This window comes from Frischella perrara (assembly GCF_000807275.1).
In the GTDB taxonomy this organism is placed as follows: domain Bacteria; phylum Pseudomonadota; class Gammaproteobacteria; order Enterobacterales; family Orbaceae; genus Frischella; species Frischella perrara.
Map to the genome: position 1 here is coordinate 805,543 of NZ_CP009056.1, position 22,042 is coordinate 827,584.

Annotated in this window: 18 protein-coding genes; 6 read left to right on the forward strand and 12 right to left on the reverse strand. The window is 33.5% G+C overall.

The window, feature by feature from the left end; all coding sequences use genetic code 11:
* Positions 1-305 precede the first annotated feature (305 nt).
* The gene (locus FPB0191_RS03515; protein WP_039104071.1) at positions 306-2,120 is read left to right on the forward strand and encodes a DEAD/DEAH family ATP-dependent RNA helicase; all 1,815 of its coding nucleotides are present in this window, start codon (positions 306-308) and stop codon (positions 2,118-2,120) included.
* 83 nt (positions 2,121-2,203) lie between these two features.
* Here FPB0191_RS03515 and pssA read toward each other — a convergent pair whose 3' ends face one another.
* From pssA to trxB, 8 genes are all read right to left on the reverse strand, one after another.
* Entirely contained in the window at positions 2,204-3,559 is a 1,356-nt protein-coding gene (gene pssA, locus FPB0191_RS03520; protein WP_039104072.1) for a CDP-diacylglycerol--serine O-phosphatidyltransferase, read from the reverse strand.
* Between the two features lie 154 nt (positions 3,560-3,713).
* Positions 3,714-4,394 carry a molybdenum ABC transporter ATP-binding protein gene (locus FPB0191_RS03525; RefSeq protein ID WP_039104074.1) on the reverse strand — a complete coding sequence of 227 codons (681 nt, stop codon included), beginning with the start codon at positions 4,392-4,394 and terminating at the stop codon, positions 3,714-3,716.
* Positions 4,395-4,396: 2 nt separating this feature from the next.
* A complete protein-coding gene (gene modB, locus FPB0191_RS03530) occupies positions 4,397-5,086 on the reverse strand; it encodes a molybdate ABC transporter permease subunit (protein WP_110021796.1) in 690 nt (229 codons plus the stop codon).
* On the reverse strand, positions 5,083-5,835 hold the full coding sequence (gene modA / locus FPB0191_RS03535; protein WP_039104076.1) for a molybdate ABC transporter substrate-binding protein: 753 nt from the start codon (positions 5,833-5,835) through the stop codon (positions 5,083-5,085). The genes modB and modA overlap by 4 nt, the downstream gene beginning before the upstream one ends.
* Before the next feature lie 184 nt (positions 5,836-6,019).
* Positions 6,020-7,486: an IMP dehydrogenase gene (gene guaB, locus FPB0191_RS03540; RefSeq protein ID WP_039104079.1), complete on the reverse strand. Its 1,467-nt coding sequence runs from the start codon at positions 7,484-7,486 to the stop codon at positions 6,020-6,022.
* Between the two features lie 173 nt (positions 7,487-7,659).
* Positions 7,660-9,330, reverse strand: coding sequence for a heme ABC transporter ATP-binding protein/permease CydC (gene cydC, locus FPB0191_RS03545; RefSeq protein ID WP_082018223.1), 1,671 nt, complete (start codon positions 9,328-9,330; stop codon positions 7,660-7,662).
* An 11-nt stretch (positions 9,331-9,341) separates the two neighbouring features.
* A complete protein-coding gene (cydD, locus tag FPB0191_RS03550) occupies positions 9,342-11,057 on the reverse strand; it encodes a heme ABC transporter permease/ATP-binding protein CydD (RefSeq protein ID WP_052236739.1) in 1,716 nt (571 codons plus the stop codon).
* 8 nt (positions 11,058-11,065) lie between these two features.
* On the reverse strand, positions 11,066-12,022 hold the full coding sequence (gene trxB / locus FPB0191_RS03555) for a thioredoxin-disulfide reductase (protein WP_039104080.1): 957 nt from the start codon (positions 12,020-12,022) through the stop codon (positions 11,066-11,068).
* Positions 12,023-12,655: 633 nt separating this feature from the next.
* Between trxB and FPB0191_RS03560 the strand changes: the two genes are divergently transcribed.
* A complete protein-coding gene (locus FPB0191_RS03560; protein WP_039104082.1) occupies positions 12,656-12,844 on the forward strand; it encodes a hypothetical protein in 189 nt (62 codons plus the stop codon).
* A 62-nt stretch (positions 12,845-12,906) separates the two neighbouring features.
* Here the strand turns inward: FPB0191_RS03560 and FPB0191_RS03565 are convergent, their stop codons facing one another.
* Positions 12,907-13,545, reverse strand: coding sequence for an NAD(P)H-dependent oxidoreductase (locus FPB0191_RS03565; protein WP_039104084.1), 639 nt, complete (start codon positions 13,543-13,545; stop codon positions 12,907-12,909).
* Positions 13,546-13,559: 14 nt separating this feature from the next.
* Positions 13,560-14,807: an AmpG family muropeptide MFS transporter gene (locus FPB0191_RS03570; protein ID WP_039104086.1), complete on the reverse strand. Its 1,248-nt coding sequence runs from the start codon at positions 14,805-14,807 to the stop codon at positions 13,560-13,562.
* 323 nt (positions 14,808-15,130) lie between these two features.
* Between FPB0191_RS03570 and FPB0191_RS03575 the strand changes: the two genes are divergently transcribed.
* Entirely contained in the window at positions 15,131-16,135 is a 1,005-nt protein-coding gene (locus tag FPB0191_RS03575) for a 2-hydroxyacid dehydrogenase (RefSeq protein ID WP_039104088.1), read from the forward strand.
* Positions 16,136-16,285: 150 nt separating this feature from the next.
* On the opposite strand, the gene FPB0191_RS03580 is transcribed toward FPB0191_RS03575, so the two are convergent.
* Positions 16,286-16,876, reverse strand: a complete 591-nt coding sequence (locus tag FPB0191_RS03580; RefSeq protein WP_039104090.1) for a Maf family protein — start codon at positions 16,874-16,876, stop codon at positions 16,286-16,288.
* Between the two features lie 120 nt (positions 16,877-16,996).
* Positions 16,997-18,013 (reverse strand): UDP-glucose 4-epimerase GalE, encoded by a 1,017-nt coding sequence (galE, locus tag FPB0191_RS03585; protein ID WP_039104092.1) that lies wholly within the window; start codon positions 18,011-18,013, stop codon positions 16,997-16,999.
* 783 nt (positions 18,014-18,796) lie between these two features.
* Here galE and creC point away from each other — a divergent pair.
* The 3 genes from creC to folD all read left to right on the forward strand — a co-directional run bounded on the left by creC (position 18,797) and on the right by folD (position 21,983).
* Complete coding sequence (gene creC, locus FPB0191_RS03590; RefSeq protein ID WP_039104094.1) at positions 18,797-20,263, forward strand: two-component system sensor histidine kinase CreC; 1,467 nt, start codon at positions 18,797-18,799, stop codon at positions 20,261-20,263.
* A 14-nt stretch (positions 20,264-20,277) separates the two neighbouring features.
* Complete coding sequence (locus FPB0191_RS03595; RefSeq protein ID WP_039104095.1) at positions 20,278-20,976, forward strand: YggN family protein; 699 nt, start codon at positions 20,278-20,280, stop codon at positions 20,974-20,976.
* Between the two features lie 155 nt (positions 20,977-21,131).
* On the forward strand, positions 21,132-21,983 hold the full coding sequence (gene folD / locus FPB0191_RS03600; RefSeq protein WP_039104097.1) for a bifunctional methylenetetrahydrofolate dehydrogenase/methenyltetrahydrofolate cyclohydrolase FolD: 852 nt from the start codon (positions 21,132-21,134) through the stop codon (positions 21,981-21,983).
* Positions 21,984-22,042 lie beyond the last annotated feature (59 nt).

Below are 22,042 nucleotides of genomic sequence, written 5' to 3' on the forward strand. Positions count from 1 at the left end.
AAATGTGAATATTAGTTATAGCAGCGTTCTTTATTTAACCATCTGATGGAATTAGTATAAATTGTATAATTAGTCTTTTAAAGGTTTAACAATATAGCTCAAGGCACATTGAGTGATTTATTGAGAATTAACTAAATTTAGATAATCCAATTTAGTAACTTTAAAATTGGTATTTTTATTCTAAGACAATTTATCAAAGATATCAGATGTTTTGTTATTTTTTGGGTGAGTTGTACTATTCATTACGTAAGCTGGCATTATTAGTAGTTAACAACTGTATTTATGCAGTTTAAAAGCGAGTTTACATGACAAAAGAAATTTCTTTTATTGACCTTGGTTTAACCGAGGAAATCCTAAACGCATTAAATGATCTTGGTTTTACAAAACCATCTCCAATTCAATCAGAATGTATCCCACTTTTATTAAGTGGTGAAGATGTGCTAGGTATGGCACAAACAGGTAGTGGCAAAACAGCCGCATTTTCTATCCCTTTTTTAATGAAGGTCGATCCCACGTTAAAAGCGCCGCAAGTATTGGTACTTGCTCCGACACGAGAATTAGCGATCCAAGTAGCCGAAGCATGTACGGATTATGCAAAATACATGAAAGGCGTTAAAGTAGTGGCGCTATATGGCGGGCAACGTTATGATGTACAACTTCGTGCATTAAAACAGGGTCCACAAATTGTAGTGGGAACACCAGGACGTTTACTTGATCACTTAAACAGAAAGACATTAGATCTCTCTAATTTACAAGGTTTAGTTTTAGATGAAGCTGACGAAATGTTGCGTATGGGCTTTATTGATGATGTTGAAAGTATAATGGCAGCGATCCCAGACGATCATCAAACCGCATTGTTTTCTGCAACTATGCCAGCGCCAATTCGTCGTATTACAAAACGATTTATGCACCACCCACAAGAAGTACAGATAAAATCGACTAACCAAACAGCACCAGATATTGATCAAAGCTATTGGCTTGTTAGAGGTGTTCGTAAAAATGAAGCATTAATTCGTTTTTTAGAAGCAGAAGATTTTGATGCAGCAATTATATTTGTACGTACTAAATCAGCTACTCTTGAAGTCGCCGATGTACTTGAACAACATGGCTATAATAGTGCTGCATTGAATGGAGATATGACCCAACAATTACGTGAACAGACATTAGATCGCTTACGCAACGGTCGATTAGATATTCTAATTGCCACAGATGTTGCTGCACGTGGTCTTGACGTTGAGCGAATTAGTCTAGTAATTAACTATGACATTACATTAGACTCTGAATCTTATGTACATCGTATTGGTCGTACCGGACGTGCGGGTCGTGCTGGTAGAGCAGTCTTATTTGTTGATAGTCGTGAACGTCGCTTATTACGTAATATTGAACAGACTATCAAGAAATCGATTCCGGAAGTTCAGTTACCGAATAAAGAACTTTTAGAACAACGTCGTCTTGCTAAATTCTCACAACGTGTGGCACAAGAAATTGAAGCAGCAGATTTAGATAATTACCGAGAAATATTGCCAAAACTATTGCAAAGTGATCAAACTGATATGGAAACTTTAGCTGCGGCATTATTAAAACTAGCTCAAGGAGAGCGTCCATTAATTTTACCACCGGATCCAGAATTTAAACCATCACGAACAGAACGAGATCGTTATGAACGTGGTGAGCGTCGATTAAAAGGTGATAAACGTGAAACACCTAAGCGTCGTGAACGCCGTGATGTTGGTGAGATGGATCTTTATCGTATTGAAGTAGGTAAAGAAAATGGCGTTGATGTTCGTAATATTGTTGGGGCAATAGCGAATGAAGGTAATATCAGCAGCCGTTATATTGGCAACATTAAACTTTATGAAAAATACTCAACGGTTGAATTGCCAAAAGATATGCCAAATGATTTACTACGCCATTTTGAAACGGTTCGTGTAATGAACATCCCAATGAATATGCGTTTAGTTGATAATTCAAGAGACAATAAAAAAGCTGGTCGTCGCTCAACAAGTCGTAAAGACGACAGTATGTTTGATGACATGCCTAAACGTCGCACTAAATCTAACGCTAAAAATAGCGAAAAAGATAATTTCTCTAGACGGAAATCATCACGTAAATCTTCTTAAGCACTGATTTAAAACAGATTAATAAAAAACCCGGATTAAGATCATTCGGGTTTTTTTATTCAAAATTATAAGTACTTATTGACTTAAAGTAAGCGTTTAATGAGTCGATCTACACGAATTCGGCTTAAACGATTAATTAATTTTTGTACTTGTTTTGGATAGAATTGACTAGCTTGAATTTGTTGGTAATGATTAATCAATAATGTTTTAACCCGAATCTCTTTTAGTTCTTGTTTGAATTTATTAGTTAATTGTTGTTTAGGATCATGTATCAATAATCCATTTTCTAAATCCAATCGCCAAGCTCTAGGATTAATATTATTACCAGTAATTAGTACCCATTCATTATCGACCCACACCCCTTTTAGATGATAGCTATTATCGTCATCTTTCCATAATCGAATAATTAATTGTTCTTTATCAACATAAGATTGTAAACGTTCAATAAACTTACGTAGATTAACCTCATATAAATAAGGTAGGCCGCCAATCATATTGAATTTCTGATCGGGTGGAATGTAAAAATCATTAGCGGTTTTATCACCGACAATGATTTCGACCTGTTTTCCTTTACGAAGTTGACGGATAATATCTTTAACAATAATTGGTGGTAGATTGAAATATGGCGTACAAAAAATAATCTTTTCTTTTGCACTACAAATCATATGATGAATGACTTGATTTAACTGATTTCCTTTACCTAGACCAGCAATGGGTGTAATACTAAGCGATTTGTTAGTGTCTTCACCTACAAATTGATAATTAGCATGTGTCAGATGATGACGTAATGATTTAATAGCAGACTTCAACTGCTTACGTGTTTTATGAGTATTAAGATCTAAACGTTGTACGGCATCAAAAGATAAGAAATTATGATTAATATAATCAATCATACTGTTTGCCAATACATGATTGTTTATTACATGGTAACGATCGTAACGGTATTTGTCGAGTTTGTGTAAATAAACATTATTAATACTTGCACCTGTATAAAAGACAGTCTCATCAATTATACTACCTTTCAAATGTAGCACGCCTAACATTTCTCGGCGATTAATCGGTACGCCATAAACTGCTATATCCACATTAGGATGTTGTTGTTTCATTTCATAATAATATTTGGCATTGGTATTAGTTTTAGGTTCTCCAATTCTACCGCGCTGTGCACGATGCCAATCAACAAAAATTTTAACATCTAAATGTGGATTCTTTTCTTTAGCAGCATAAATTGCCGCTAAAATTTCCTGACCGGCTTCATCTCGTTCTAAATACAGCGCAACAATATAGATGCGTGATTGAGCATTTGCAATGGCATCAAGTAAAGCTAATCGATATTCACTTGAAGAAAGCAATATTTGGTAATCTTCCGGTTGCTGTTTGATTTTATTCAATCGATTAAGATAATTACGATGATTATATTTTATAAATGGTATCTGCATAAAATTATTTATTATTTTTCGAAAATATTTTACATAGCATAGCATATTTTATTTAATTGGTATATTAAGGCTATTTATCTAACTTTTTTAAATTGAAGGCATTAAGATAAGGACTCATTAACAGATTGGTCTCAATTGATGATAAATAAAAATTTCATATCCATTCATTTAAATAATCACAATTTAATATCTCATTGGTCTCACCATAACGATATAATTGACCTGCATCTAAAATTGCGACGTGATTTGCTAACATCTTGACCTCATTAATATTATGAGTGACATAAAGAATAGGAATATTCAACTCAATAACTAAATCCTGAATATAATTAATCAACTCTTTTTTTCGTGGCATATCAAGGGCTGATAATGGTTCATCCATTAATAATAATCGTGGATTAGTTAATATTGCTCGTCCAATTGCAACGCGTTGCTTTTCACCACCTGATAACATTGCCGGATAACGATCCAACAAATCACTAATATTTAAGACGTGAATAATTTCTTCAAAGCGATTTTTCATTGATGAATGCATTGCAAATTTCAAATTTTTTAACACTTTGAAATGTGGGAAAAGTAATGCATCTTGAAATACAGTGGCTATTTTACGATGCTGAGCTTTAACAAATTGTTTTTTTCCAATATCAACTAATACGATATCATTAAGTATGATTGAACCGGTATCAGGTTTAACTAACCCATTAATTAGATTAAGTAAAGTTGATTTTCCTGAGCCAGACACGCCCAAAATTGCTGTAATTCCCTTGCAATCAATGGATTGGTTAAAAGATAATGTAAATCGAGATAACTTTTTCTCAATATTTATTTTTAGCATTATTATCCTACTAGTTTTCTTTTGTGCCAACGATTGAGCCATTCTGAAGAGAATAGGGCGATGAGTGCTAAAGAAATAGAAATAATACATAAACGCATAGCAGCTTGTTCACCGTTAGGTACTTGCAAAACGTTATACATTGCAAGTGGTATAGTTCGAGTTTCACCCGGTATGTTTGAAACAAATGTTATCGTTGCTCCGAATTCACCAAGACATCTTGCAAAACCAAGCATCATACCCATTAAAATTCCTGGTATCGCAAGTGGTAAAGTAATTGTAAAAAAAACGCGGATCTGATTAGTACCTAGTGTATAAGCAACATTTTCCAAACGTATATCAATAGATTCTATTGCTAATCGAATAGATCGTACAATTAAAGGAAAGGCCACAACAGCGGAAGCAAAAGCTGCACCTTTCCAATTGAAACTCATTGATATTTCTAAATTCTGATATAGCCATTTACCAATAAGACCTTGTTTACCCATTGTTATTAATAATAAATAACCAAGCGCTACTGGTGGTAATACTAAAGGTAAATGAATAATACTATCGAAAAGTGATTTTCCAACAAAATGACAACGTGCTAACACCCAAGCGACAAGGATAGCTAAAGGTAAGCTAAATATAATGGCAGCACTTGCTATTTTGAAACTTAATAACAACGTTTGCCATTCATAATCAGTTAAAATCATAAAGTCATGAAACCATATTTTTCAAATATTAGTTTAGCTTGTGACGTTTGTAAAAATTGAAAGAAGTCATTCGCTTCAGAATTTAATAAACTAATTGGATATTCAATAACCTTAAACGATTCAGGAGGGAATGTCCCAATAATTTGAACTTTTTGGCTAATTTTGGCGTCAGTACTATAAACAATACCCAATATAGCTTCCTGACGTTCAACTAACATTAGCGCATCACGTACATTACTGGCGCGTGCAAAATGTGGAGCAAGTTGTTCATAAACGCCTAAATTTGTTAATGATTCCTTTGCATATATTCCTGCTGGTACATGATCGGGATCACCGATTGCTATTTTATCATCTTTAGGTAGTAGGGTTGACCAATCGGTTTGTTGATTAATTATTACGTTTTTATTGTGTTGATTACTAGGCGCAATAAGAACTAATGAATTTTTCAATAACGTTTGTTTATTTTCAGTTATCTGATGATCTATTAGGTAATCCATCCATTTTTGATCAGCAGAAATAAAAATATCAGCGGGTGCGCCTTGCTCAATTTGACGTGCTAATACAGAGGAAGATGCAAAAGAAAATACTATTTCATGATCGGGATGCTGTGCTTGATAAGATTGCCCAATCTCTTGCATCGCATCAGTCAAAGATGCAGCAGCAAAGACTGTAAATTTTTGAGTGGCTAGGGTCGTCATACTTGTTAAAAGCACGGTAATAGCAAAAATAAAACTTATGATTTTTTTCATTTTATTTCCATTAGGTAATATTTTGAAATTTTAATAATTTATTTATATTCAAAAATTTCCTTGTATAAAATTATGTCAAATTTAACAGACTCTTTTATGTTTGGTTTAATGCAACATGTGATAAGTTAATTTCCTTATCATTTTAAGTAAAAAGACAGCGTATACGCTGTCTTTATATGGGGAACTATTGGCCTAAACGATAATTAGGTGGTTCTTTAGTAATTGAAACATCATGAACATGACTTTCTTTAATACCGGCACCTGTTATTCGAGTAAATTGGGATTTAGTACGTAATGCTTCAATGTCAGCACAGCCAGTTAACCCCATACAGGAACGAAGTCCGCCCATTTGTTGATGAATAATTTCTTTAAGCTGACCTTTATAAGCAATTCGTCCTTCAATTCCTTCGGGCACTAATTTATCTGCCGCATTATCACTTTGGAAGTAACGGTCGGATGAACCTTTAGCCATTGCACCTAATGAACCCATACCACGATAAGCTTTATAAGCGCGCCCTTGATACAATTCAATTTCACCGGGTGCCTCTTCTGTACCGGCAAACATAGAACCAACCATTACGCAGCTTGCACCAGCAGCAATGGCTTTTGCTATATCACCTGAGTAACGAATACCGCCATCTGCGATAACTGGAATATTATAAGGTTTAGCAGCTTCAACTGCGTCCATAATAGCCGTAATTTGTGGTACACCAACCCCTGTTACAATACGAGTAGTACAAATTGAGCCTGGTCCAATACCCACTTTAACCGCACTGACCCCTGCTTTAATCAAGGCTAAAGCACCTTCATAGGTTGCAATGTTACCGCCAATGATAGGTAAATCCGGATACGCTTCTCGAGCAGCTTTAATGCGTTGTAAAACGCCTTCAGAATGACCATGTGATGAATCAATAAGTAATACATCAACGCCAGCTTCAACGAGAGCTGCAATACGTTCTTCATTACCAGGTGCGGCACCTACCGCTGCGCCAACACGTAAGCGACCTTTTTCATCTTTACAAGCATTAGGCTTAGCTTCTGCTTTTTGGAAATCACGTACTGTAATCATACCTTTTAAATGAAATTCTTTATCAACGACTAGTGCCTTCTCAACTCGTCGTTCATGCATACGTTGTAAAACTAATTCACGAGGTTCATTTTCCATTACCGTAACAAGTCGTTCTTTAGGCGTCATGACAGCGGTAACAGGTTGCGTTAAATCGGTAGCGAAACGGACATCTCGGGCGGTGATGATCCCAACTAAATCATTATGTTGTGTTACCACAGGGAAACCAGCAAAACCATAGTCTTTCGCTAGTTTTATGACATCATTGATTGTGGCTGTAGGTAATACCGTGATAGGATCTTGCACAATACCACTTTCATGCTTTTTGACACGTTTTACATGTTCTACTTGTAATTCTATTGGCATGTTTTTATGAATAAAACCAATACCCCCTTCTTGTGCTAAAGCAATAGCTAATGAAGCTTCAGTAACAGTATCCATTGCTGCTGATATCATAGGTAGATTTAAACGAATAGTTGGCGTTAGTTGTGTACTGATATCAGCCGTATTAGGTAGAACAGTGGAATGGGCGGGAACTAATAGGACATCATCAAAGGTAAGGGACTCTTTTATTATGCGAGACATAGCAATATTCACCATAAGTAGAAAGTAATGTTTATAAATATTGCCTGAGAATTTTACATATTTTTTGGTGGGAAAGCTAGCGATTATTTGCAAATAAAATAATTCTTTGGAATTATGAGTAATATCAAATGATCTTAAGAATAGTAAAATAAATTAAGGCGTACTTAATCGCCTTAATTATTTATCTTTTTTATGGTGTTATTTTCTAATAAGTATGTACAATCAAATAATGCTTGATGAATTAAGCGATGGGTTATCATGATTAAAGTTTTATCTGCATAGTTCTCTTTAATTATTGATAAAATCTGCTGTTCGGTTTGGTTGTCTAAGCTTTCAGTCGGTTCATCTAGCAGAATTAAAGGCGCATTATGTAACAGTGCTCTGGCGATACCAATACGACGTCTTTCACCACCTGATAACGTTCGACCACTTTCACCTAACCATAAATTTAAACCCTGTTCGGTAGATAACAATTTATCTAACTCTACTTTTTTTAACACAGAAATCAATTGAGCATCATTCGCATATTGGTTACCAATTAATAGGTTATTACGTAAAGTATCATTAAATATATGAATAACTTGGGGTACAACTGACATCATGTTTCGTAAAGCGGGTTCACTAAATTGGCTAATATCAATCTGGTTAAGCATTATTGTACCATTGGTAGGTTGCCAAGTACGGGTGATCAAATTTAATAACGTTGATTTACCACATCCTGTTTGCCCAATTAAAGCTACATGTTCGCCATTTTTGATTTGAAAATTGATATCTTTAAGTATTATGAGTGGCTGATTTGGATAGCTGAAGTTAATACTTTTAAAGGTAATTTCACACTGTTGATCATTATCAGTATTGCTTAATTCTCCAAAATTAATAACTGGACTTAGGCTAAGTAAATTATTCATTCTCTTAGCTGAACTCAAAACCTGCCCTAAAAATAGGAACGCACTCGGTATAGGACTTAAAATCTCTGTTGATGATAAACCAATGAAAATCAAAAGTGCAATAATAGGTTGGTCGTAGTTACTAATACCATCAGCAACCAACCAAATAATGATTTGAGTCATTACACCAACAATCATCACAATGATTGCATTTGACAAACTTAATAATGTTGATTGTTTAGTTTGAAGCTTTAACCAATGTGATTCGATATCAGTTAATGATTGTCGGAATGAGTGTTTAGCATTGAAAAGCGTTAATTCAGCTTGCCCTTGCATATAACTAACTAACTTTTGACGATATAGGCTTTTTTGTTCAGCAATTTGCTCACCTAATGTTCTACCCGCATAATAGAAAATAATTGGCAGTGTTAGAATTGTTACCAATAGGAATAGGGTAATCACGAGAGCAATATTGTGATCAAAGTAACTAACGGCAAAATAGATAAAAAATGTAATACATAAACTGCCAATAATAGGGGCAAATAGGCGAAGATAGAGATGATCTAAATTATCGATGTCAGCTATAAAAGTATTAAGTAATTCTGCTTTTTCAAAGCGTTGAATTTGAACAGCATTTAAAGGCAATAAGTGTTTAAATGCCCTAGTTCTCAAAAATGCAAGTATTCTAAAAGTTGTATCGTGATTAACTAAACGATCGAAGTAACGAGCAACTGTTCTTAAAATAGCAGCTCCTCTGACACCGGCTGCCGGTAACATATAATTAAAGGTATATAACCCTGCAAAACCAACAAAAGCAGTCGCTGATAAGAACCATCCCGATAATGATAATAAAAAAATGCTCGCAGCCAAGGCAGTGATCACCATAAGCATGCCGAGCAGAATACGCAAAAAATAATACTGATAGAGTTTAATATAAGGAAAAAGAATCTTTAACATAGTTTGAAATCTTATTCAGTAATGTTATGTAATTGGTGATTATGCAAACGCCATTTCAAAGATAATTGCATCTGTTGATTGACATGATGTGTCACCATAATGATATTACTGTGTTGATAACTATTAGCTAATATAGTTTCAATATCTTGTGCTGTTTGATTATCAAGGCTAGCAGTCGGTTCATCTAATAACATTAATTGACAAGGTTTTAATAATGCTCTTGCAATAGCGATACGTTGAGCCTGACCAACAGATATCTTCACCGCATCTTCACCAATTTCAGTATCAAGTCCTTTAGGCAATTGTGCAATTAATTTACTAAGTTGTGCTTGCGCAACCACCTGTTCTATTTGTTGTGAACTTGCATGAGGATTGGCTAGTAAGATATTTTCTCGGATAGTGCTATTAATTAAATATGGGTTTTGCCCTAACCAACTTAATTGCTTGCGCCAAGAATCAATATTTATTTGTTTTAATTCAATATCATTGATGGTTAAGGAACCTTGATAGGATAAAAAACCAAGTAACACATTTAATAGTGAACTTTTACCCTCACCACTAACCCCAATTAAGGCTAAACGAAATGGCGCTTTTAAAGTGAAATTTAATGGCCCAACAATAGGTTGATTATCAGGTGATAGAATAATCAAGTCTTTACCAATAATGGATGTTATTGTTTGCTCAAAATTAATAAATTGATTTTCTTGATCATAAATTTCTGGTGATTGATCAGTTAAAAACTTTTGAATATTATCAGCCGCTGCAATGGCTTGCGCTTTAGCATGATAAAAGGTACCTAAGTCACGAAGGGGTTGAAAAAACTCCGGAGCTAAAATTAAGGCAAAAAAACCAGCAAATAGGGTAACAGTGCCATTATAAGAACCAAAATGAAATTCACCTAAATAAGAAAAGCCAAAATAAACGGCTACAATAGCAATTGAGATTGAGGCAAAAAATTCTAAAACAGCAGAAGATAAAAAGGCCATTTTAAGCACATTCATAGTTCTGATACGAAAATTTTCGGCAGCTTCACGAATTTGCTCACTTTGTTGCTTACCCTGATCAAAAACTCGAATTGTCATTAAACCTTTCAATCGGTCTAAAAAGTGTCCACTTAAATAAGATAATGCTTTGAAATTTTTTCGATTAACATCTGCTGCCCCCATACCAACTAGTATCATAAAGATTGGGATTAAGGGCGCGGTACCAAGCAGAATCAAAACAGCACTCCAGTTGAATGGTAAGATAACGAGTAGAATCATGATTGGAATAATCATTGCTAAACGCATTTGTGGTAAATATCGAGCATAGAAATCATGAAGATCTTCTATCTGCTCAATCATTAAGGTAGTTAACCCGCCGCTCGTATGCTGAGTAATTGCTGTTGGTCCATTTATTTCTATTTTATTTATTAACTGTTGCCGTACAGTTTGCCGTATTTTTAATCCTAGTGAGAAATTAATTTTTTCCCGAATAAAGGTTAGAAAACTACGTAAAATAAAAATAAGCAATAAAACGATAAAATAAGGCAATATAGTCGTGAATTTACCGCCTAATATTATTAACTCTTGTAAAATTAATGCCAATAAAGCAGCTTGAATAGCAATACAACCAGCCGAAATAAATCCTAGTAAAATAGAATAAAATAAAGGTTTTCTATGTTGTTTAGTTTGCTGTTTAAGCCACTTAAATAAATACTTTTGACGTGTTTTATCTAGTGCTGACATAAATCTAACTATTTTAAACTATCAAGATATTGTTCTGCATCTAACGCTGCCATACAACCGGTACCAGCGGAAGTGATAGCTTGACGATAATTATGATCCATGACATCGCCTGCAGCAAAAATTCCTTCAATGCTTGTTTGGGTTGCATTGCCTTTTAAACCAGATTTCACTTTAATATAACCATTATCTAATGCTAGTTGATCCCCAAAGATTGCTGTATTGGGTTTATGTCCGATAGCAATAAATATGCCTAAAACATTGAGTTGTTCTGTTATAGTTTGATCTAACGTGCTTCGAATACGGACACCGTTAACGCCCATCACATCACCAAGTATTTCGTCAACAACTTGATGAGTATGTAAAATAATCTTACCTTCAGCGACTTTTTCATTTAGACGATTAATCAGTATCTTTTCTGCTCGAAATTCATCACGGCGATGAATTAGATGAACTTCACTGGCAATATTGGCTAAATAAAGTGCTTCTTCCACTGCAGTATTTCCACCACCGACGACCGCTACAGCCTGATTACGATAAAAGAAACCATCGCAAGTTGCGCAAGCTGAGACCCCTTTACCTTTGAACATCTCTTCAGATGGTAAGCCTAAATATTGGGCACTAGCGCCTGTAGCAATAATTAAAGCATCACAACTATATTCTGTTTCATCACTATATAATTTAAAAGGACGCCCTGAAAAATCAACACGTTCAATTTGATCTAAAATAATTTCTGTATCGAAACGTTCGGCATGTTCACGCATCTGTAACATCAATTCTGGACCCGTTAAATTAATCGCTGCACTAGGCCAGTTTTCGATTTCGGTCGTGGTCGTTAATTGGCCACCTTCTTGAATCCCCGTAATTAAGACTGGCTTTAAATTAGCACGAGCAGCATAAATTGCGGCAGTATAACCCGCTGGACCAGAACCAAGGATGAGTAAACGACAATGTTTGGTGTTCATCATAGACTCCAAATTTATTATTTTAATAAAGAATTTAGCTGCTAAGTCTACCATTAACTATTAATTAAGGGTAAAAAATTTGAATGTATTTAAATCAAGTTTAATTATTGTTTTAATAGGCTTAGCTATAGTTTTATTTGAATGTCTTTATATCATGGCTAATTGGAAAGATAATATCCATTTAATCATGAAATTAGATATATAAATCCTTTGAAAGAATCAAACTTAGATTAATAGTGCGTTATATACATATAATGATAGTAAATTAAATTCGTTTATGTTCTTAAATCCTAAATAGACTTTTGGTCATAATCAATAATATTAAGTTAAAAATCATATATTTTTTTGATTTGTATTTCTAATAAGTAGTATTTGATTAAGTATTTAATTTTTAATTATTTTTTAAATAGAAAGTGAGTAAAGAAAACAGCTTAAATTCTGAAAAATTTTAGTGATATATGTTTATTTATTACTATAAATCAATTAATTTTATGTATATTTCGTCTTTATATTATGATTTTTTTGTAAAAAAAATGATAATCTCTTTTTTTATCTTGAAAAACGAATAATTAACCTCATAATAACCTCGAACCATTAATCGGTTTGTGTTTGTTTCTATCTAGGAGATTTAGACTTATGAAAGAAAATTTCACTAAGGAAAAACTCGAGTCTGTATTGCGCAAGATCAATTGGGCACAACAGATTTTAGATTCTGCACGTGATAGTTCAGATGATTTGCAAATGATTGATATTTTATCTGGAGTATCTTTTATCATGGATTCGGCATCTGATGATGCTGAAAACCTATATCGCTCATTGCGTTAATTTTGTGAACGATTTTTTCATTTATCCTTCATCCTTATTAGCCCGCTTTTTGCGGGCTTTTTTTATAGAAATGTGGCGATTTCGTCCAAAGACCAACGGATTTGTTCGGATTGTTGGTTTTTACGATATCCGAAAGCTAAGCACAGTGTTATTCCAAAATCGTTGCGATTAAATTGTGGTAAAACTTGTTCCAATATTTCGATCACTTTATCATGTTCAAAGCCACCTATCGCGCAAGAATCAATACCAAGATAAGCTGCAGCCGTGAGCATATTGGTACTGGCAATATAACCTTGAAGCTCCGACCAGTGATTTAAATCATGGCCATCGGTTAAACTTTGGCTGTAATTTATAAAATATTGGCAAGCTGAATCAATATCCGTATTATTTGGTAAATTTCTTGCGACTGTCTTTCTTAAGTAGTCACTTTGAAGAGTGAATTGCCCTGCTTTACGATAAAGAACGATAACCAGATGCGAGCAGGTAGTTATTTGTTTTTGTTCAAAACAAACAGGTTTGAGTGCTGCTTTGATTTTATCATCTGATACAACAATAAAATGCCATGGTTCAAGACCAAAGGAGGAGGGGGATTTTCTTCCAGCTTCAAGGATATAGTTTACTTCTTCTTGAGGGATTTTTTTATTTTCGTCAAATACTTTACAAGCATGGCGAAAGTTAAATGCTTGGGTTAATTTATCCATATCGTCTCCGTAAGTTATTCTTTTTCTGTCCATGGGGCTACTTTAAATAGCAACAACATACCTGGTATTGCTAGAAATATACATAACCAGAAGTAATTCGTCCATCCTAAACTTTCCGACAATACACCAGAAAATGAATTTAGTAAAGTTCTTGGAACTGCAGAAATACCTGTAAATAAAGCAAATTGGGTAGCAGTAAAAAGAGGATTAGTATTTTTAGCGATTAATGTAACTAATTGGGTAGCCCCCATGCCAACACCTAATGATTCAATACCGATCACAACTTTTAACATATTTAATTCATAACTACCAACGTGTTGAAAAGGACCTTCACTCGCTAACCACACGAATCCTAAAATAGAAAACATTTGGATAAATCCCGAGATCCATAACGCTCGATTAAGGCCACATTTAGTAAATAATATACCACCTAAGAATCCACCTAAAATACTTGGCCATAGCGCAGCATTTTTAGCTATACTGCCAATTTCAAGATTATTGTATTTCATATCAATATAAAAAGGTGTGGCTAAAGCTGTGGCTAAGCTATCTCCTAATTTATAAAGCGCTATAAAAGCGAGAATCGCTATTGCATTTGATAATGTTGAACGATTGAAAAATTCCTTAAGGGCTGGCAAAAATAAGGATTTTTTATCTTGAGTAAATTGATGATTTGGTTCTTTAAGGCATAAAGTCACTATAAGCATTGGAAACATAAAAGCTGTAGTAAAAAGATAGGTTTCAAGCCAAGTATTATAATGAGAGAAAATTAACGATAATCCTCCGGGTATAAGTGAAGAAATCCGATAAGCATTGATATGTATACTATTACCATTACCCAGTTGTTCATCTGCCAAAATTTCTCTACGGTATGCATCAATAGCAATATCTTGGGTTGCAGATAAAAAGGCGGTAAGCAAACTGAATAAAATAACTTCATCCATCATAGTATGTGGATTTAATAACCCAAAAATAGGTAACGTAACAATTAAACCTAATTGAGTAATAAGCAACCATCCTTTGCGATAACCAATTGAAAATGGTGAAATTTTATCTAACCAAGGTGCCCATAGGAATTTTAATAAATAAGGAAGTTGAACTAAAGTGAAAAATCCGATGGTTTTTAAATCAACATCATTGAGTCGTAACCAAGCTGGTAATAGCTGTAAAATAAAAAAAAGCGGTAAGCCTGAACTAAAACCAGTATAAATGCAGAGTAGCATTTTTCGATTAAAAAAAGATGAGATAGTTAAATCACGCATTAAACAAAATCGCTTATGATTTGAAGTTGTTGCAATTAATAGATTTTAATAATCATAACATATTATCTAGCTTTTCTAAAATCTCTACAATTAGGGTTAACGATAATATATTGGATATTTTGGGTTAAATATCTTGAGCATTCTAAAATTAACTTACAGTTTAATTGTCTATGATAGATTACGTTTTTATTAAGCCGAGATAAGATCGTTCGGTCATGATATTGTTGTAAATAACTATCTCTGCTATTGCTTTATCTTTTTATGAGAGTGTGCTAATAATTAAACTAAATAATTTAATTACCCCTCATAAGGAGTAAGGTTTTATGAAAGATAAAGTAAAAGTCGCGGTATTTAGTAGTAAGCATTATGATCGTGAACACTTGGATTTAGCCAATAAACATTTTGGTTTTGAAATTGAATATTATGAACATAAGTTTAGTTGTAAAACAGCCGTGACAGCAAAAGGATTTGATGCAGTTTGTGTATTTGTTAATGATCAGGTTGATAAAAAAGCACTACATGAATTAGCGGCTGTGGGGGTGAAAATTCTTGCATTACGTTGTGCAGGTTTTGATAATGTTGATTTAGAAGCGGCAGAAAAATTAGGAATTACGGTTGTGCGAGTACCCGCTTATTCTCCGGAAGCGGTTGCTGAACATGCTGTTGCGTTAATGATGACTTTAAACCGTCGCACTCATAAGGCTTATCAACGGACTCGAGATGCTAATTTTGCTTTAGATGGTTTAACTGGGTTTAATATGCATAACCGTACGGCTGGCGTAATTGGTACCGGGAAAATTGGATTAGCAATAATTAGAATCCTTAAAGGGTTCGGTATGAATATCCTTGCTTATGATCCTTATCCTAATGATACGGCAGTCGAATTAGGTGCTAGCTATGTTAATTTAGATGAGCTTTATGCTAAATCTGATGTAATTACATTACATTGCCCAATGTCGCCGGAAAATTACCATCTTCTAAATGCCGATGCCTTTAGCAAAATGAAACAGGGAGTCATGATTATTAATACTAGTCGTGGTGGTTTATTGGATGCAACAGCAGCAATTGATGCCTTAAAACAGACTAAAATAGGTGCGTTAGGTATGGACGTCTATGAAAATGAACGTGAGTTATTTTTTGAAGATAAATCTAACGATGTAATTTTAGATGATGTATTCCGTCGACTGTCTTCTTGTCATAATGTAATTTTTACTGGACACCAAGCATTTTTAACACAAGAAGCACTTCTTAATATTTCTGAAACCACTCTATCAAATATTCAGGCGGTATATGAAGGTGCTGCATGTAATAATATAGTGAAAAAATAATGACTTTTTAATTATTTGATTTGAAATTCTATCTTTGAACAATAAGAAACAGTTTGGACTGTTTCTTATTTAATTCAGTAGATAAATGACTCCAACATATCTAACTTTTTGGGCGTTATAGGAAATACCCACTACGTTGTAAATAAAAAATTAACACGACATTAATAATGGATTGAAGCCCATATCAATCATAATTTGATTCAATCTTATAAGCGGTAATCCAACCAAAGAATTGATATCTTTTCCCTCTAATTTAGAAAATAGAGTAATACCTAATTCGTCGCATTTAAAACTTCCAGCACATTGCAATGGCTGTTCTTTTTTTACATAAGCAGTAATTTCAGCTAATGTTAATGAACGAAAAGTGACATCAAATTGTTCATAGGTGGTAATATTTTGCTGAGTTCGACCATGAATTACGCTAAGCCCAGTGAAAAACTTAATAGTTTTACCGCTACTATCTAATAATTGATGGATTGCTTTTTCACGAGTATAGGGTTTACCAATAATTTTCCCTTCCATAACACCGACTTGATCTGATCCAATAACAATACTATTCGGATGGTCTTTCGCAACAGATTGCGCTTTGGTTTGAGATAATCGTAACACTAAATCAATCGCTTTTTCATGAGGTAACGGAGTCTCGTCGCAAGTTGGTGCAATACAGTCAAAGGGAAGAGCAAATTTTCTTAACACTTTTTTCCGTGATTCAGAAGTGGAAGCTAGAATAATATTTGTCATATCTGTTAATAAAGTTATGTTCAGCTATAGTTAACACTAATTGTTAGTGTTAACCGAAATGAGAATGAATAAATGAATGCCCATTCTCTCCTATAAATCTAATTAAAAAGTTATCTATAGTTATTCTTCTGGATAGCCATTGGGGTTTTTGGTTTGCCAATTCCAACTGTCTTTTGCCATATCATTAAGATTATATTTAGTCCGCCAATTTAATTCTTTTTCGGCTTTTGAAGCATCAGCCCAGAATGCAGCAATATCACCGGCTCGACGTCCAACAATTTGATAAGCCAGTTTTTTACCACAAGCATTTTCATAAGCCCCTAAAACATCAAACACACTGCTACCGATACCGGCACCAAGGTTATAAATATGTACGCCTGATTCATTCATTGTTTTTAATGCAGCGACATGACCAATAGCTAAATCTTCAACATGTATATAATCTCTAACGCCAGTACCATCTTTTGTAGGGTAATCATTGCCATAGATTGATAATTTTTCCCTTTTGCCAATCGCTACTTGTGCAATGTACGGCATTAAATTATTAGGAATCCCTTGTGGATCCTCACCAATTAATCCTGAAGCATGAGCACCTACCGGATTAAAATAACGTAATAATGAGATGCTCCATTTAGATGATGTTTTAGCAAGATCTTGGTAGATTCTTTCAACCATGTATTTGCTCCAGCCATACGGGTTGGTGATACTACCCGTTTCAAAAGATTCAACATAAGGAACCGGATTTTTATCGCCGTAAACTGTTGCTGAAGAACTAAAAATTAGATTATATACTTGATGTTCTTGCATAACTTGAGCTAATACAATTGAACCGTGAACATTATTTTCATAATAGGTTAAAGGTTTTGTGACAGATTCTCCCACAGCTTTAAGACCTGCAAAATGGATAACGCCAGCAATATTATTTTCTTCAAAGACAGTATTGAGAAATGTTCGATCACATACATCACCATAATAAAATAATGGCTTTTTCCCTGTGATTTGTTCAATACGATATAGAACACTCTTTTTACTATTGTATAAATTATCAACGATAATTGGTGTGTAACCAGACTCCAATAATTTCACGCAAGTATGGCTTCCAATGTAGCCTAAACCACCAGTAACTAGAATATTCATTTTTTTTCTCTCATATATTACTTTTGTTTAAAATCGGTATACCGTGATGTTATCTCAAAACATAAAATCAATAGCTTTAATTTTAGTTTTTAGAATCTTATTAATTTAAATTAATCAATGCTAAATAATTTTTGATAAGTATATGACTAAATGTGCCAATATGCCAAGTTTAATATATAATTTTGTTAAAATTTTGTTAAAATAAACAGTCATATAATAAAAATTTATCTAGATAGGTGAGTAGTTAATAACAACTGAATTGAAGATAATTTTTAGTATTAAGAATTTATCTATATTAGGATAAGGAGTTATTTAAGAACAGCAAAATCTTCAATGATTAAGTATTGGTTTTATTTTGTAGTATGAATCGAAAGAAAAGTTATTGAACTTAAGTGAGATAGGCATATGTATGAGTTTGTCAGATTATTTAACTTGACAAATCATCAACAAAAATGAAATTCGTACCACTGTAATTTAATTAATAATACTATCAGTAAGAAAATACTATTTAACGCTATATATGTTATATCGTAGAGATATTAATCATTATAATTCAAAATTATTTATGACTCATACGGTTATTATTGCTTTAATAACTGAAGTATCTAACTATTTTTTATAACATATGAATATTGTCGGGTAGGATAATTTGGAGATAATGGAAAAAAATCGATAATCTTTCATGATAATTATAATTAAATTTACACAAATTTATCCATTAACAAAAAACCTAGCCAAACTTTGGTTTGGGTTGTTCAATAAATATTAAGTAAGGTACGGTTCATGCGTATTGGTTTGCAAATGTTATTAGGCTACGTTTTAGTCGCTATTTTAGCCTGTTATTTAGTTTTAACTCTTTTTATCAAAGAAGTAAAACCAATGGTTATTAATGTGACAGAAACTATGCTTATTGACACCGCATCATTATTATCATCAATTGTTTCACAAGAATTAAATTCCCTAGATCAAATAAAAAAGAGCCACTTAGGTGCGGCCTTTGATCATATTAATGATTCACCATTTAATATTGAAGTAAATGGTGTAATTAAAAATAAAATGATTTATCGTGTTTATATAACTGATGCAAAAGGTATAGTGGTTTTCGATTCGGATAAACGTGATGAAGGCAAGGATTTTTCCCGTTGGAACGATGTGTATTTAACATTAAATGGAAAATATGGAGCGCGAATCTCTCGAGAAAATATTGCTGATCAAACCGAAACCGTAATGTACGTTGCAGCACCTATTAAAATCGATGATCAATTAGTTGGTGTTTTAACGGTTTCTAAGCCAACCCCAAATATGAGCAAAATTTTAAATAAAGGTGAGAAGCATATTTTAATTGGTGGTGGCGTATTAATTGCTGCTGCTCTATTAATTGGATTTTTTATCATTTGGTGGATTAATCGATCAATCAGAAAATTAGTTAATTATGCTCAACAAGTATCGAATCATGAAGAGGTTAATTTACCTAAACTATCTTCTCCCGAACTTCGATTAATGGGTCGCGCTTTAGAAAATATGCGCTTGAAACTTGATGGCAAAGACTATATTGAGAAATATGTCCATAATTTAGCTCATGAAATTAAAAGTCCATTATCATCCATACGTGCAGCAACTGAAATCTTACAAGATAATTTGGTTAAAAAATCAATTAATTCTGATAATTTAGATGAATTTAAGCAAACGCAACAACGTTTTTTAATCAATATTGAAAGACAAACCGAACGAATGACTCTATTAATTGAGAGAATGCTACAATTAGCACGATTAGAGAGTCGGGTAGGTGTAAACTTTCAGACCGTTAATATGCAGTCAATTATTCAGCAAGTTATTGAAAGTAAATTGGCAGATGCGCATCTGCTTGGTATTGAGTTAGTTGTTAAGCATAACGATTCGATCAAATTTAAAGCCGATAAGTTCTTACTTATCCAAGCTATTTCAAATCTATTGAGTAATGCATTAGATTTTACATCTAGTGGTGGTATGATTATTGTTGATACTGAAATTACGGGTAACTTTTATACACTACAAGTCATTGATACCGGTGCCGGTATTCCAGATTTTGCTTTGGATCATGTTTTTGAACGATTTTATTCACTTCCAAGACCTAATCGCGGTAAAAGTAGTGGATTAGGTTTAGCCTTTGTGAAAGAAGTAGCACATCTACATAATGGTAATATAATGATCAGTAATCGTAAAGATAATATAAAAGGTGTAGTTGCGACCTTAACTTTAAAAATACATTAGAATGGAGAATAATTATGCTTAAGATACGTTTATCTTTGAGCTTGCTAATAATAGTTCTGATATTACCTTTTCAGATTGCTTTAGCTAAAAATAACGAATGTGAACGAAAACCCACTTATGACATTATTGTTAAAGATGATTTAGCTCAATTTATTAATGATAACCATAATCTTAAAGTAACATCTTCTGGCTTAATTACTTTGGATGATGTTCCTATTCAAGCTACTTCAAAAGTTAAAAAACAAGCGCAAGTGTTACAGGCTTTTTTATATCAACAGTTACCTCGTTTTGAAAATCAATCGCATCAACGATTAAATGATACACGAACTGCATTTGAAATAGCGATTCGTGATAAATTGGGGAATAAAAGTGAATTATTAAAAAATTTAAATTCGCTAAATGATGAGCTAAACAAGCTATTAAAAAAAGCAATAAATACTCGTGAAGGAGTAACTTATTTTTATCATCAGCCATTTAATAATCTTAAACAAGATGGAGAAGCACGTGGTAAAAATATATTTTATAAAGTGATAGGTAACAGTATTCTTCATTTTGATGTATTCAAAAATTACTCAGCTATAAAAAAAATCGCCAAAAATGAGTGGAAAATACAAAAAGTTAAACTTAAAGAATTCGATCATCAGGTTTGTGAACTTATTACCCAAATAGATCAACAATATAATCAATTGATTTTAGAACTGAATGAACTTTAAGTAATTATCTAACAGGGTTAAATTTAGTTTAAAACACTGATAATGTTTTGGCATTATTTCATGTTATTATGTAGAAGATAATTCAAATACCATGTCCGGTGAATCTATTTTATTTGTTTTCACTGGTCAGAGAACTATTTTGGGAGTTTTAAAACATGAGTGCCAAAATCATAGATGGTAAATTACTTTCACAACAAATCAGATCAGACATTGCAAAAAAAGTTAGTAAACGTAAACAAGAAGGGCTTCGTGTACCAGGTTTAGCGGTTATCCAAGTAGGTAACAATCCTGCATCAAAAATTTATGTTCAAAATAAACAGAAAGCCTGTGATGAGGTGGGATTCCGTTCTTTTGCTTATGAGTTTGAACATTCCACTACTGAGGAATTACTGGCTCTTATTGATAAGTTAAATGTACAAGATGAAGTTGATGGGATATTAGTTCAATTGCCTTTGCCAGATAATATTGATAAAACACAGGTACTTGAGCGAATAAGTCCTAAAAAAGATGTAGATGGTTTTCACCCATTTAATATTGGTCGATTGTTACAACGTGAACCATTGTTAAGACCTTGTACACCTTATGGAATTGTAACCATGTTGCAATCAACAGGTGTTCAATTATCAGGTTTAAATGCCGTAGTTGTAGGTGCATCTAGTATTGTCGGAAGACCTATGGCATTAGAGCTTTTATTATTAGGGTGTACCACAACGATTACTCATAGTCGTACACAAGATTTAGCCGATCATGTACATAGAGCTGATATTGTAATTGCAGGTGTAGGTATTGCTAACTTCGTAAAAGGAGAATGGATCAAACCTGGTGCAATTGTGATTGATGTTGGTATAAACCGTCTAGAAAATGGTAAAATTGTTGGTGACGTTGAGTTTAGCGAAGCAGTTAAACGAGCAGGTTTTATTACCCCTGTACCGGGAGGTGTTGGTCCGATGACTGTTGCAACTTTACTGCAAAACACTTTACAAGCATGTGAAACATTTGGTCGTTAGCCTAAGATAACGAATTCAATTTTTATATTATATATATTGCATTAAGCATTTTAAAAGTA

Coding starts and splice junctions, on each gene's coding strand:
- creC (WP_039104094.1), top strand. CDS start 18,797: ATGCGTATTGGTTTGCAAATGTTATTAGGCTACGTTTTAGTCGCTATT.
- FPB0191_RS03515 (WP_039104071.1), top strand. CDS start 306: ATGACAAAAGAAATTTCTTTTATTGACCTTGGTTTAACCGAGGAAATC.
- folD (WP_039104097.1), top strand. CDS start 21,132: ATGAGTGCCAAAATCATAGATGGTAAATTACTTTCACAACAAATCAGA.
- modB (WP_110021796.1), bottom strand. CDS start 5,086: ATGATTTTAACTGATTATGAATGGCAAACGTTGTTATTAAGTTTCAAA.
- galE (WP_039104092.1), bottom strand. CDS start 18,013: ATGAATATTCTAGTTACTGGTGGTTTAGGCTACATTGGAAGCCATACT.
- guaB (WP_039104079.1), bottom strand. CDS start 7,486: ATGTCTCGCATAATAAAAGAGTCCCTTACCTTTGATGATGTCCTATTA.
- FPB0191_RS03570 (WP_039104086.1), bottom strand. CDS start 14,807: ATGCGTGATTTAACTATCTCATCTTTTTTTAATCGAAAAATGCTACTC.
- FPB0191_RS03595 (WP_039104095.1), top strand. CDS start 20,278: ATGCTTAAGATACGTTTATCTTTGAGCTTGCTAATAATAGTTCTGATA.
- pssA (WP_039104072.1), bottom strand. CDS start 3,559: ATGCAGATACCATTTATAAAATATAATCATCGTAATTATCTTAATCGA.
- FPB0191_RS03525 (WP_039104074.1), bottom strand. CDS start 4,394: ATGCTAAAAATAAATATTGAGAAAAAGTTATCTCGATTTACATTATCT.
- modA (WP_039104076.1), bottom strand. CDS start 5,835: ATGAAAAAAATCATAAGTTTTATTTTTGCTATTACCGTGCTTTTAACA.
- trxB (WP_039104080.1), bottom strand. CDS start 12,022: ATGATGAACACCAAACATTGTCGTTTACTCATCCTTGGTTCTGGTCCA.
- FPB0191_RS03580 (WP_039104090.1), bottom strand. CDS start 16,876: ATGACAAATATTATTCTAGCTTCCACTTCTGAATCACGGAAAAAAGTG.
- FPB0191_RS03575 (WP_039104088.1), top strand. CDS start 15,131: ATGAAAGATAAAGTAAAAGTCGCGGTATTTAGTAGTAAGCATTATGAT.
- FPB0191_RS03565 (WP_039104084.1), bottom strand. CDS start 13,545: ATGGATAAATTAACCCAAGCATTTAACTTTCGCCATGCTTGTAAAGTA.
- cydD (WP_052236739.1), bottom strand. CDS start 11,057: ATGTCAGCACTAGATAAAACACGTCAAAAGTATTTATTTAAGTGGCTT.
- FPB0191_RS03560 (WP_039104082.1), top strand. CDS start 12,656: ATGAAAGAAAATTTCACTAAGGAAAAACTCGAGTCTGTATTGCGCAAG.
- cydC (WP_082018223.1), bottom strand. CDS start 9,330: ATGTTAAAGATTCTTTTTCCTTATATTAAACTCTATCAGTATTATTTT.